The 12,077-nt window shown below is 74.5% G+C and carries 13 protein-coding genes; 7 read left to right on the top strand and 6 right to left on the bottom strand.

The window, feature by feature from the left end:
* The 3 genes from AB0K37_RS24585 to AB0K37_RS24575 all read right to left on the bottom strand — a co-directional run.
* Nucleotides 1–784, bottom strand: a 784-nt coding sequence (locus AB0K37_RS24585) for a M56 family metallopeptidase (RefSeq protein ID WP_363984864.1), incomplete at its 3' end; no start/stop codon positions are given.
* Between the two features lie 4 nt (nt 785–788).
* The gene (locus AB0K37_RS24580; RefSeq protein ID WP_363984862.1) at nt 789–1,166 is read right to left on the bottom strand and encodes a BlaI/MecI/CopY family transcriptional regulator; all 378 of its coding nucleotides are present in this window, start codon (nt 1,164–1,166) and stop codon (nt 789–791) included.
* Nucleotides 1,167–1,170: 4 nt separating this feature from the next.
* A complete protein-coding gene (locus tag AB0K37_RS24575; protein WP_363984860.1) occupies nt 1,171–3,363 on the bottom strand; it encodes an MMPL family transporter in 2,193 nt (730 codons plus the stop codon).
* A 165-nt stretch (nt 3,364–3,528) separates the two neighbouring features.
* On the opposite strand from AB0K37_RS24575, the gene AB0K37_RS24570 reads away from it, so the two are divergent.
* Entirely contained in the window at nt 3,529–4,752 is a 1,224-nt protein-coding gene (locus AB0K37_RS24570) for a sensor histidine kinase (protein WP_363984858.1), read from the top strand.
* On the top strand, nt 4,749–5,432 hold the full coding sequence (locus AB0K37_RS24565) for a response regulator transcription factor (RefSeq protein WP_363984856.1): 684 nt from the start codon (nt 4,749–4,751) through the stop codon (nt 5,430–5,432). Before AB0K37_RS24570 ends, AB0K37_RS24565 begins: the two co-directional genes overlap by 4 nt.
* Here AB0K37_RS24565 and AB0K37_RS24560 read toward each other — a convergent pair.
* The 3 genes from AB0K37_RS24560 to AB0K37_RS24550 are packed head-to-tail and all read right to left on the bottom strand — an operon-like array spanning nt 5,399 to nt 7,950.
* Nucleotides 5,399–6,709 (bottom strand): glycosyltransferase, encoded by a 1,311-nt coding sequence (locus AB0K37_RS24560; RefSeq protein ID WP_363984854.1) that lies wholly within the window; start codon nt 6,707–6,709, stop codon nt 5,399–5,401. The genes AB0K37_RS24565 and AB0K37_RS24560 overlap by 34 nt on opposite strands.
* Nucleotides 6,702–7,304 carry a TetR/AcrR family transcriptional regulator gene (locus AB0K37_RS24555; RefSeq protein ID WP_363984852.1) on the bottom strand — a complete coding sequence of 201 codons (603 nt, stop codon included), beginning with the start codon at nt 7,302–7,304 and terminating at the stop codon, nt 6,702–6,704. The genes AB0K37_RS24560 and AB0K37_RS24555 overlap by 8 nt, the downstream gene beginning before the upstream one ends.
* 52 nt (nt 7,305–7,356) lie before the next feature.
* Nucleotides 7,357–7,950 (bottom strand): TetR family transcriptional regulator, encoded by a 594-nt coding sequence (locus AB0K37_RS24550; RefSeq protein ID WP_363984850.1) that lies wholly within the window; start codon nt 7,948–7,950, stop codon nt 7,357–7,359.
* Between the two features lie 103 nt (nt 7,951–8,053).
* On the opposite strand from AB0K37_RS24550, the gene AB0K37_RS24545 reads away from it, so the two are divergent.
* The 5 genes from AB0K37_RS24545 to AB0K37_RS24525 all read left to right on the top strand — a co-directional run bounded on the left by AB0K37_RS24545 (nt 8,054) and on the right by AB0K37_RS24525 (nt 12,076).
* Nucleotides 8,054–8,308: a hypothetical protein gene (locus AB0K37_RS24545; RefSeq protein WP_363984848.1), complete on the top strand. Its 255-nt coding sequence runs from the start codon at nt 8,054–8,056 to the stop codon at nt 8,306–8,308.
* A 99-nt stretch (nt 8,309–8,407) separates the two neighbouring features.
* On the top strand, nt 8,408–8,992 hold the full coding sequence (locus tag AB0K37_RS24540; protein ID WP_363984846.1) for an MFS transporter: 585 nt from the start codon (nt 8,408–8,410) through the stop codon (nt 8,990–8,992).
* Nucleotides 8,993–9,116: 124 nt separating this feature from the next.
* Nucleotides 9,117–10,202: an ABC transporter substrate-binding protein gene (locus tag AB0K37_RS24535; protein ID WP_363984844.1), complete on the top strand. Its 1,086-nt coding sequence runs from the start codon at nt 9,117–9,119 to the stop codon at nt 10,200–10,202.
* On the top strand, nt 10,195–11,292 hold the full coding sequence (locus AB0K37_RS24530; RefSeq protein WP_363984842.1) for an iron ABC transporter permease: 1,098 nt from the start codon (nt 10,195–10,197) through the stop codon (nt 11,290–11,292). The genes AB0K37_RS24535 and AB0K37_RS24530 overlap by 8 nt, the downstream gene beginning before the upstream one ends.
* On the top strand, nt 11,282–12,076 hold the full coding sequence (locus AB0K37_RS24525; RefSeq protein ID WP_363984840.1) for an ABC transporter ATP-binding protein: 795 nt from the start codon (nt 11,282–11,284) through the stop codon (nt 12,074–12,076). Before AB0K37_RS24530 ends, AB0K37_RS24525 begins: the two co-directional genes overlap by 11 nt.
* Nucleotide 12,077 lies beyond the last annotated feature (1 nt).

The following is a 12,077-nucleotide window of genomic DNA, read 5'->3' as shown; positions in this document are numbered from 1 at the left end:
CACCGGCGGCCGGCGTGCCCGCCGCGCCGAGCGCCCCCGCGACGGGGGGCGCCGCCGAGAGCCGGCACAACGCGTCGACCAGCGGCTTCCTGCCGTGGACGCGGACCGCGGCGTCGTCCGCGGCCATCTCCAGCAGCAGCGGCAGCCGCGCCTTCGCGCGCCGGACGGTCGGCAGCCACGGCAGCATGGCGTGGACCAGGTCGAGGGCCAGCAGGAACACATGGTGGCGCTGGCGCAGATGCGCCCGCTCGTGCGCCAGGACGGCGCCGAGCTCTTCGGCGCTGAGCGCCCGCTGGGCCCCGGTGCTGACCACGATCGCGCGGTGCCGGGACGGCAGCGAGTACGCCACGGGCACGGGGTGGTCGAGGACGAGGACGTCCGGATGGCGGCGGTCCTCGCGGGCGACCAGCCGCAGCATCTCCCGGTGCCGGCGGCGATGGCGCACGGCCCGGCCGAGCCTCGGCAGGCCGCGCGCGAGCACGGCGGCGCAGGCCGCGGCGAGGACGGCGGTCGCGACGGCCGCGGCGGCGGTGGCGAGACGGCCGTGATGGGGCAGGCAGTCGCGCAGCCGGGACAGCAGGCCGTGCCCCGGACCCGGCGGCGCGAGCAGCCCCGCCGCCGCGATCCCCGCCGCGGCGATGAACGTCCCCGCGAGGGCGGCCGTCCAGCAGGCGATGGCCGCCCCCGGGCCGACGGCCGAGCGCCTGAGGAGGTCCAGGACGGGCCCCGCCGCGCATCCCAGCAGCACCACCGAAACGACCAGACCGGCCACCAGCGGGATCACGGAATCACGCGTCCTCGCCGGCGGCCCGCCGGCGCAGGGCGTCCAGGAGGTGCCGGGCGTCCTCCGGCGGGACGCTCTCGGCGAACCTCGCCAGGATGGCGCCGTGGTCGGAGGCCTCGCTCAGGGCGTCCAGCATCAGCTCGACCGCGTACTCCTCCCGCGGCCGCGTGGGGCTGTAGCGGAAGGCCGTGCCCTCCTGCGTACGCCGGAGGAGGCCCTTCTGCGCCAGCCGTTCGGCCACGGTCTGCACGGTGTTGTAGGCCAGCGCCTTGTCCGCGTCCTCGTTCAACTCGGCCAGCAGCTCACGGACCCGCAGCGGACGGGGCGCCGCCCAGAGCACGTCCATGATGGAGCGTTCGAGCGATCCTCCGAGTGCGGACACGCGGTCACCTCCGTACCGCCCCCATTGTGCCGGACGTCTCCTGGGGGTCGGGCTTCTGGAGCGGGGTTTCTCCAGCGTAGGCGGGTTCCCGGCGGCCCGGCATCCACCAGTTGGCCCTGCCGCACAGCTCCATCACCGCGGGGACGAGGATCATCCGGACGACGGTGGCGTCGACGAGCACGGCGACGGCCATGCCGAGGCCGATCTGCTTGACCGACACGTCGGGGCCGAGCAGGGACGTCGAGAAGACGGCGATCATGATGGCGGCCGCGGCGGTGATCACCTTGGCGGTGCGCGCCAGCCCCCGGGTGACGGCCGTCCGGGTGTCGCCGGTGCGCTCGTACTCCTCCCGGATCCGCGAGATCAGGAAGACCTCGTAGTCCATGGACAGGCCGAACAGCAGCGGGAACATCATCATCGGCACCCAGGTCGTGATCGGCATGGTGGTGGGGAAGCCGAGGGCCTGGCCGAGCCATCCCCACTGGACGACCGCGACCAGCACGCCGTAGGCGGCGCCGATCGACAGCAGGTTCATCACCGCGGCCTGCAGCGCGATCGTGACCGACCGGACCAGCGCGACCAGCAGGACGAGCGACAGCGCGACGACGACCGCGATCATCAGGGGCAGGCGGGAGCCGACCTCCTCGGCGATGTCGATCGCGCCGGCGTTCGGGCCGCCGACCTGGACCCCGCCGCCGCCCGGCGCCGCGGGCAGGACGTCGTCGCGCAGCCTGTGCACCAGGTCGGCGGTGGCCTCGTCCTGGGCGCCGCTCTTCGGGAAGGCCATGAACGTGGCCGCCCGCCCGTCCTTGCTGATGCGGGGCGGCGTGACGGAGGCGATGCCCTCGGTCCGGCCGACCGCGTCGACGACGGGGCGCAGATCGGCGTCCGGGGAGCCGATCCGCGCGGCGAAGATCAAGGGCGCGCCGTAGCCGGGCCCGAAGCCCTCGGACAGGATCGTGTACGAGGTGTAGCTGCTGCGGTCGTGCGGCTGGACGCTGGCGTCGGGCAGGCTCAGCCGCATCGACAGCACGGGGGCGGCGAGCACGAGCAGGCCCGTCCCGGCGAGGACCGCCGCGACCAGCGGCCTGCGCTGCACCACGCCGGCCCAGCGTTCGGCGGGGGGACGGCGCTCGCCGGTGCGCGGGCGCGGCGCGCGGCGCGGCAGCCGCAGCGAGTCGATCCGCCGGCCGGTGACGCCGAGGAGCGCCGGCAGCAGGGTCACCGCGGCGATCATCGTGACCAGCACGGTCACCGACGCGGCGACGGCCACGCCGGTCATCAGCCGCTGCCCCATGACGACCAGTCCGAGCAGCGCGATCACCACGGTCGTGCCGGCGAACAGCACGGCGTGTCCGGCGGTGGCGATGGCCTTGGCCGTGGCGCTCTCGGGGTCGTCCCCGTCCTGCAGGGCCTCCCTGTAGCGGGTCACGATGAACAGCGCGTAGTCGATGCCGATGCCGAGGCCGACCAGCACGGCGACGAGCACGGTGAAGTCAGGCGCGGGGACCAGGTGCCCCACCAGCTTGATCAGGGCCATGGCGCCGAGGATCGCCGTCAGCGCCGTCGCGATCGGCAGGCCCATCGCGACCAGCGACCCGAAGGAGATGAACAGGATCACCGCCGCGGTCAGCAGGCCCACGCCTTCGGCCGGGCCCTGCTGGGGCGTCTCGGCCTTCTCCGCCCGCTCGCCGCCCAGCCCGAGGACCACGCCGTCGCCGGAGGCGTCCTTGACCGCGTCCACCAGGGGCTTGACATCGGTCTTCTTCGCCGCCTCCTCGGTCAGCGGGATCGTCGTCCGGGCGATGCGGCGGTCGCTCGTCACCAGGTTCGGGTCCTGGTAGGGCGAGGTCACCGGCCCGGTCACGGGTGAGGCGTCCAGAACGGCGACGACCTTCTCGATCCGCCGCCGGGCGGCGGGGTCGTCGATCCCCCTGTTCGCTTTGATCGCCAGGGTCAGGGTGTCGCCCCGCCGCTCGGGGAAGTGCGTCTCGATCAGCTTCTGGGCCTTGGCGGATCCGGAGTCTCCACCGGAGAAGTCGTTGTCGGGCGCGGCGCCGAAGCCGAAGCCGGCGAACGCCACGGCGACCACGCCGACGAGCCAGGCCAGGAGCACCAGGCGGCGGCGCCGGTGGCAGAAGCGGGCCAGCGCCGCGAGGGCGCCGTCCGGTCGTGGGTTTGCGGAATGCTCGCTCATGGCGGCGATCGTCGCGCCGGCGGGCCGTCCGCCGCGTCTGCCGGCGGACGGCGGCCGCTACGCAGTCGGGCGTACGCCGCTCCGCGGCCCGCTCCACCTGGCGGAGGAGCAGGTCGCGCGCCTGAGCGCAGGAGCGTTTGCGCACTACGACAGTAGGATTCCGGCATGGAACGCCGTATCGGGACGTTCTCCCTGCGCGCCGCGACGCACGACACGCTGCTCGCGCTCTTGGTCACCGTGATGCAGGTCCAGGGAACGGTCGGCCGTGTCGCCGCCGAAGGGGCGACACGGCCGCTCGCCGACCTGGGAAACCTCGGATACGCGCTGCTGGTCGTGAGCGGGCTGGCCGTGGCCCTGCGCCGCCGCTGGCCGGTGGCGGTCTTCGCGGTCACCGCGCTCGCCAGCCTGGTCTACTACGGGCTCGACTTCCCGGACGGGCCCGGCTGGCTCGCGCTCTTCGTCTCCCTCTACACCCTCGCGGCCTACGGCGACGGACGCCGGTCACTGGTGATCGCCGGTGCGGGGATCGGCGTGCTGGCCGCCGTATGGCTGTACACGGCGCACGACATCGAACCGCGCGCCGCCATCGGCTGGGTGTTCTTCCGCATCGGCGCGTCGGTCATGAGCGCGGCTCTCGGCGAGTCCGTCCGGTCCCGCCGGGTCATCGCGGCCGAGGCCGAGAAGCGCGCGGAACTGGCCGAACGGACCCGCGAGGAGGAGGCCCGGGCGCGCGTGGACGCCGAACGCCTCCGGATCGCCCGCGAGGTCCACGACACCGTCGCCCACGCGGTGGCCATCATCAACGTGCAGTCCGGCGTCACCGCGCACGTGCTCGACAAGCGTCCGGAGCAGGCGCGCGAAGCGCTGCGGACGATCGAGCAGACCAGCTCGCGGGCGCTGCGGGAGATGCGCGCCGTCCTCGGCGTCCTGCGCGACGAGGGCGACGGGCGCGCACCGCACCCCGGCCTGGAGCAGATCGGCGAACTCACCGCGAAGGCGCGCGAGGCGGGACTCGACGTCACGCTGGAGGCGTCCCCTCCCGTGACGCCGCTGCCGAGCGCGGTGGGCGGCGCCGCCTACCGGATCCTCCAGGAGTCGGTCACCAACGTGATCCGCCATGTCGGCCCCACCCGCGTGACGGTCGCGCTGACCTCCGGGACCGACGCCCTGGAGATCCGCGTGACCGACGAGGGCCGCCGCACCGGGAACGGCGCCAGGGGCGGCGCGACCGCCCCGGACGGCCCCGGCCACGGGATCCTGGGCATGCGCGAGCGCTGCCGGCTGCTCGGCGGCGAGCTCGACGCCGGCCCCACTCCGGGCGGCGGGTTCGAGGTGACGGCCCGGCTCCCCCTCGCCCCGACCGGACCGCTGCGGGAGGCGGCGCCGTGAGCGCGCCGGCCACGGCCCCGATCAAGGTGCTGCTCGCCGACGACGAGGGGCTCGTGCGGTCGGGGTTCAAGCTGCTCATCGACGTCGAGGACGACATCGCCGTGGTCGCGGAGGCGACCGACGGCGCCCGCGCGGTCGAGCTGGCCCGCACCACCCGCCCCGACGTCGTCCTCATGGACATCCGCATGCCGAGGCTGGACGGCATCCAGGCCACGGCGCGGATCACCGCGACGCGCGGTCTGGAGGACGTCCGGATCCTCATCCTCACCACCTACGACACCGAGGCCTACGTCTTCGAGGCGCTGCAGGCCGGCGCCAGCGGCTTCCTGCTCAAGGACGCCGGACCGGCGGAGCTCCTGCACGCCATCCGGGTGGTCGCCGCCGGCGAGGCCCTGCTCGCGCCGCGCATCACCAGGCGTCTGATCAGCAAGTTCACCGCGTGGCACACGGCGTCCGCGGACGCCCTGGACCGGCTCGCGCCGCTCACCGAGCGGGAGCGGGAGGTGCTGGCCCTGATCGGACGGGGGCTGAGCAACCAGGAGATCGGCGCCGAGCTGTTCATCAGCCCGGCGACCGCGCGCACCCACGTCAGCCGCACGATGACGAAACTGGGTGCGCGCGACCGCGCCCAACTGGTCGTCATCGCCTACCGGACGGGCCTGGTCACCCCCGACGCGTGACCGGGGGCGTCCTCGCCGGCCGCCCGCTCCGCGAGGGCCTCCAGCTCGGCGACCGCCCGGTCGCCGGCCGTCTCGGCGGCGATCTCGGCGGCCAGCCGCCGGGCTTCGCGCCGGTAGGACGGGTCGTTCAGGACCTTCTCGACCGCGCGGGCGATGGTGCGCGACGAGGAGCCCTTCCGCACGGTGATCCCGGCGCCGGCGAGCTCGACGTGCCGCGCCACCTCCCGCTGGTCGCGTCCGAGCGGCACGCAGACCAGGGGGACGCCGGCGGCCAGGGACTTGACGGCCGTCCCGTGGCCGGCGTGCGTGACCGTCACCGCCGCGTGGCGCAGCGCCGCGCTGTGCGGCGCCGCGCCGGTGACCAGGACGTTGCCGGGCGCGCGGACCGTCCCCGGGTCCACGGCCGGGCCGGTGGTCAGCAGCCCGCGCACGGGCAGGGTGCCGAGGGCCTCGGCGATGCGCTCCAGGTGCGCGCGCTGGTCCATGAACGAGGAGCTCAGGCCGACCAGCACCAGCGGCGCGTCGCCGTCCGGCAGCTCCAGTTCCCCGGCCCAGGCCGGGTCGTCGAGCCGCGGGCCGACGTGCCGCAGGTGGTCGGGGAACCGCCTGCCGGGGTGGTCGAGCGCGCGGGGGGACAGCACGAGCAGCCGGTCGACGCGGCCGAACGCCTCGACCACCGAGGCCGCCGGGGCGAGGCCGCCCGCGGCGCGGGCGGCGTTGAGGGCCGGCAGCCCCTTCTCCCACGGCTTGAGGATCAGCCGGGTCATGATCCGGTCGCGCGCGCGGCCCAGCGCGCCCGTGGCGGGGGCGAGGCCCGGACCGGGCGGCGGCGCCCCCGGAGTGGGCAGCGGGTAGACGGTCGTCACCAGAGCGGCCACGGGGATCCGGGCGGCCTCCCCAGCGGTGATCGCGCCGAGCAGCATGTGCTCGGCGACCAGCGCGTCGGCCGGGCGGGCGCGCAGCTCGGCCAGCGTGTCCCGGGCGTAGTCGGCCGCGGGGCCGCAGACGATGCGGTCCCTGAGCCGCGCGAACTCGCCCAGCGGCGTGCGGGCCTCGAAGTCCTTGATGACGTCCTCGGCCGGATCGGCGGCGTCGCCCTGGGGGGCCGTGGTCCAGGCGACGGGCTCCGCGCCGGCGGCGGCGACCTCGGCGTGCAGTGACCTGTCGGCGAGCACCCGGACGCCGTGGCCGCGCTCGCGCAGCGCGCGGGCCACGGACAGGACGGGCGGCACGGCTCCGCCGCCGGCCCAGGTGGCGAACAGGAAGTCCCTACGCATCGTGCCCCTTCCGAGGGTCGATCGAAGCCACCAGGTCGCGCATGGCGCGTTCGGCGTCCTCGCGCGGCAGGCCGAGGTCCCGCCGCCACAGCTTCCACAGGTAGAGGTCGGTGGCGGCGTAGTGCAGGTTCAGCGCGTGCTCCCGGGCGGGCCCCGAGGCCGGGAGGCGGTCGGCGAAGACCTCCTCCAGCCAGGCCCGGTGCTGCACGCGCGCATGGGCGGCCGCCTTGGCGATCGCCGGGACGCGGTCCATCTGCGCGGTCCAGAGCACGTTGGCGTCGCCGTGCCGCTCGTAGTCGTCGAAGAGCGCGGCCACGATCGCCGCCACGTCGCCGGCCGGCGCCCGGCGGGCGACGGCCGCCTGCGACGCCACGGCCTCGGCGACGGCGTCGGCCAGCCCGTCCTTGCCGCCGAAGTGGTTCACGATCGTCTGCACCGACACGCCCGCCTCGTCGGCGACGTGCTGCAGCGTGACGTCGTCGTACCACCGCCGCGTCCACAGCCCGGCCGCCGCCTCCAGCACCCGCGTCCGCGTCGCCTCCATGGCCGCGGCGCGGGCCCCCATGCGGTACGGGCGCCTGCCCCCACTTTCCATGGAGTAGTTTCTATATTCAATAGGACGGACGGTCAAGCGAAAGTTGCGACGGTCAGTGCGCGGGGTCTCCGAGACGGCGGACGATGCGGACGAGCGCGGCACGCTGGCCGTCCGGGTCGTCGTCGAGGTCGGGCATCAGCATCCGCCGGAGTTGCGGGGTGGCGAACCACCAGCCGGCCAGGACGATGACGGAGTACAGCAGCTCCCGGGCCGCCAGCCGGGCGTCCAGGCGTCCCGATTCCTGGGCCCGGGCCAGAGCGGCGATCTTCTCGGCGTAGTGCGCGGTCCGCTCGGCCTCGGCCGCCACCGGCCCCCCGTCGGCGAGGTGGAGGCCCTCCCAGTGCAGCAGCCGGACGAAGTGCGGGTGCGCGCGGTGGTAGTCGAAGACCTGCCCGGCGTACTCGCCCAGGTCGGAGGCCGCCTTCTCGTCCAGCGGCACGGCCTCGGCCAGACGCTCCAGTTCCGTGGTCAGCACGATCGCGAACATCTGCCGCTTGTTGCCGAAGTAGGAGTAGATCCGTTCCTTGTTCACCCCGGCCGTGGCGGCGATCCGGTCCATGCGGGCCGCTTCGGGCCCGTGGGCGGCGAACTCGCTGACCGCGGCGTCCAGGATGAGCCGCCTCGTCCTGGCGGTGTCCCATGCCATGACCCGAGCGTACAGCAGATTCCAACTAGCAAGTTGGAATCTGGCGCCGGCCGTGGCAAACTCCAACTCGCGAGTTGGTTTTACTGGACCACGAGGAGACGCCATGCCATCCGTCCGCACCCCCGCCCCCGCCGTCGCGGCCCCGTCGATCCACCTGCGCGCCGTCTTCACCTGGCTGGCCGTGTACGTCATGATCATGGCCACGCAGCTGCTGCTGGGCCCCCTGCTCGGATCGCTCTCGCTGCCGATCCGGACTCTCGTGGTGACCGGCGTGGTCGTGCCCACCGTGGTGTACGCGCTCGTCCCCGCGATCCTGCGCACCTACGGCGCGCTGCGCCGCCGCGGCTCCCGCGGGTAGAGGTATGAGGCGGACGACACCCGGCCGGGATCGCCCGACCCGTCCTTTCCCGTGTGGGAGTATCCCCACCAGATGGGTCCATGGTCGATGGTGCGCTGGGTGCGCGCTGCGGGTTTCGCCGCCGCGTGCGCCGGGCTTGCCGCGCTCGGGCACCTGGCCGGCGGCGGCGGCTTCGACCGGGCGGCGACGCTGGCCGGCTTCCTGCTCGTGCTCGGCCCCGCGCTGGCGCTGACCGGCCGGCAACGGACCTTCGCGTCGATCGTGCCCGCCACCGCCGCTTCGCAGGTCGTCCTGCACGTCCTGCTCATGCGCGCCGCCGGGCATCCTCTGGTGCCGGCCCGACCGGCCGCCGCCGCCATGGACGGCGGCGGGGAGCCGATGGCCCACGGCGGCGGTCCCGGTCTCGGAATGCTGCTCATGCACGCGGTGAGCGTGCTGATCACGTCCGCCTGGCTGGAGTGGGGCGAGGCGCGGCTGTGCGCGCTCGTGCGGGTCCTGGCCGGCTGGGTCCTGCGACCGCTGGTGTTCCTGCTCGTGGTCGCGGCCGGACGTTCCCCCGGTCGTGCGCGGCCCGTGCCGCGCGGTCGCTCCGACGAGCGGGCTCCGGCCCGGGACGCCCTCCGGTACGCCGTGGCCCGTCGCGGGCCTCCCGGGACGACGACCGCCCTGGGCGCCACCGCGTGAACCACTGATCTTCCACCGCTCTCAGGGCGACGCATGTCGCCGGGCTCGGCACGACGCCGCCCGGATGTCCTCGCATCCCTCCCGAGGAGCCGTCGACGGCTCCCGCCGGAAAGAGAGCATGCTCATGAACCGTCCCCTCCCCTCGCGCGCCCTCGCGGCGGCGATGTCCGCCGCGCTGGTGGCGGCGCCGGCCGCCGCCTGCGGCGGCTCCCCCGCCGGCCCCGGCCCGGACTCGGCGTCCGTGACCGGACCGGCGCGCAGGACGTCCTATCCCCTCGCGTTCGACAACTGCGGGACGAAGGTCACCTTCACGCGGCCGCCGCGGCGGGTGCTGATCCTCAACGGCACCTCGGTCGGCGAGGTGGAGAGCTTCCTGATGCTCGGCCTGGAGAAGAGCGTCCTGGCCAACGCCCAGACCTACGGCGTGTCCGACGACCCGTCCATGATCGGCCGGATCCGGGCGCTGCCGACCGGCGGGCTGACGATGAACAGGAACTTCGACGTCCCCGCCGAGCAGGTGCTGAAGCTCAAGCCCGACCTCGTGGTCTCCACCTGGTCGGGGGGCTTCGACGCCAAGCGCGGGTTCGCCACCCGGGAGCAGCTCGCCGCCGCGGGGATCACGTCGCTGGTCAACCCCGTCAACTGCGCCAACGGCAAGCCGGACGCCACCGAGGCCGAGAAGCGGGCGTACAGGGCCCAGTCGATCAACTCCTCGCTGGAGTTCATGGCGCTGCTCGGCCGGATCTTCGACGTCCAGCAGCGCGCCCTCTCGGTGGTCTCCGGCCTGCGGGCCCGTGTCGAGGCCGTGCGCGCGAGGACGGCCGGCCGGCCCGCCAAGAAGGTCGTCATCGCCTACCCCGGCATGTCCATGATGAACGCCAACGGCCTGCCCGCCGTGATGACCGGAGGCGTCTACGACGACGTCATCAGGGCGGCCGGCGGAGTCAACGCGTTCTCCGGGCGCGGCGAGGACGCCACCCGCACCCTCAACAAGGAGCAACTCGCCACCGCGCAGGTGGACGTCCTGGTGGTCGGGCTGTTCACCCCGGAGGAGAAGGGCGACGCCGAGGCCGCGAAGCTGTTCGCCGCCTATCCGCAGTGGAACGCCTCCAGGACCCGGACGTACACGGTCGTCTCCGACAGCGTCTACCTCGGCCCCCTCAACGCCCTGGGCGTCGAGAAGATCGCCAAGGTGGTCGGCGATGCCTGACACCCTGACCCGCGAGGCGCCGGCCCGCACGCGCGGACCGCATCTCGTCTCCGGCGCCGGGACCGGCCTCCTGCTGGCCGCGCTCGGCGCCGGCCTGGTCGCGTCCATGGTGCTCGGCATCTCGGTGGGCTCGGTGAACCTCCCGTTCGGGACGGTGTGGAGCGTTCTGTGGGCCCATCTGTCCGGGCGCGGCGACACCGCCGACCCGCTGCTCGGCCAGGTCGTCTGGGACATCCGCACCCCCCGCGTGCTGCTGGCGGCGCTGTCGGGCGCCGGCCTGTCCGTCGCGGGCGCGGCGCTCCAGGCCCTCGTCCGCAACCCGCTCGCCGACCCCTACGTCCTCGGCGTCTCCTCCGCGGCGTCCCTCGGGGCCGTGCTCGTGCCCGCGCTCGGCGGCACCGCCCTCGGCGGCGCCGCCGGCGCGCTGGGCGTGACCGGCGCCGCCTTCGCCGCCGCGCTGCTGTCGGCGCTGCTGGTGTACCTGCTGGCCCAGCGGGCGGGACGGCTGCTGGACTCGTGGCTGGTGCTGACCGGCGTCGCCGTCGGGTACCTGTGCACCGCCGCGACGACGTTCGTCCAGCTCCAGCTCAACCCGACCGAGCTGCAGGGGATGATGTTCTGGCTGATGGGCAGCGTGGCCGGCGCCACCTGGACCGACCTCGGCCTCCCCGCCGCGCTGATCGCGGCCTGCCTGGCCTGGCTGATGCTCCAGGCCCGGCCGCTCAACGCCCTCCTGGCCGGAGAGGACGCGGCGGCGGGGATCGGCGTCCCGGTCGCGGCGCTGCGCGTCACGCTGTTGCTGATCGGCTCGCTCCTCACCGCCACGGTGGTGAGCGTCGTGGGCGGCATCGGGTTCATCGGCCTGATGGTCCCGCACATGACCCGGTTCGCGGTCGGCTCCGACCACCGCCGCGTCCTGCCGGTGGCGCTGCTGGGCGGGGCGGTGTTCATGGTGCTGGTGGATCTGGCCGCCCGGATCGCCGACCGTCCCAACGAGCTGCCGGTCGGGGTCTTCACCACGGGGCTCGGGGTCCCCTTCTTCCTGTTCCTGCTGCGCCGCCGCGCCACCGGAGGCACCGATGCGCCTTGATCTGCAGGGGGTGAGCGTCCGGATCGACGCCCGTCCCATCGTCACCGACGTGCACCTGAGCGCGGGGCCGGGCGAGTTCGTGGCGCTGGTCGGCCCGAACGGCAGCGGCAAGTCCACCCTGCTCAGGACGGTGTACCGGTCGCTGCGCCCGTCCGGCGGCGTCGTCCGTCTCGGCGGCGAGGACCTGTGGCGGATGTCGCCCCGGCGGGCCGCGCGGCGCCGCGCCGTCCTGCCGCAGCACGGCGGGGCCGGGGGCGACTTCTCCGTCGCGGAGGCCGTCGCCGTCGGCCGGACCGCCCACCAGGGGCCCCTCGACCGCGAGACCCGCGCCGACCGCGCGGCGATCACGGACGCGCTGAGGCGGGTCGGCATGGACCGGGCCGCCGGCCGGCTCGTGTCGACCCTCTCGGGAGGAGAGCGGCAGCGCGTGCTGCTGGCCCGGGCCCTCGCGCAGGAGGCCCCGCTGCTGATCCTGGACGAGCCCACCAACCACCTCGACGCCGGCGCGCAGTTCTCCCTGCTCGACCTGATCCGCTCGCTCGGGCTCACCCTGCTGGCGGCCCTTCACGACCTGGACCACGCCGCCGCCTACGCCGACCAGGTCGTCGTCCTGCGCGACGGCGCGGTCGCCGGGCACGGTCCGCCCCTCCAGGTGCTGACACCCGAGTTCATCCGGGACGTGTTCGGAGTACGCGCCCACGTCGGCCCGCACCCCATCACCGGCCGTCCCCACATCGCCCTGGCCTCACCCGAGCCGGTGGAGGTGATCGACGTGGACGCGTGAC

The organism is Actinomadura sp. NPDC049753 (genome assembly GCF_040674655.1).
Classification (GTDB): Bacteria; Actinomycetota; Actinomycetes; order Streptosporangiales; family Streptosporangiaceae; genus Spirillospora; species Spirillospora verrucosospora.
This window is presented reverse-complemented; position numbering and strand designations above follow the sequence as displayed.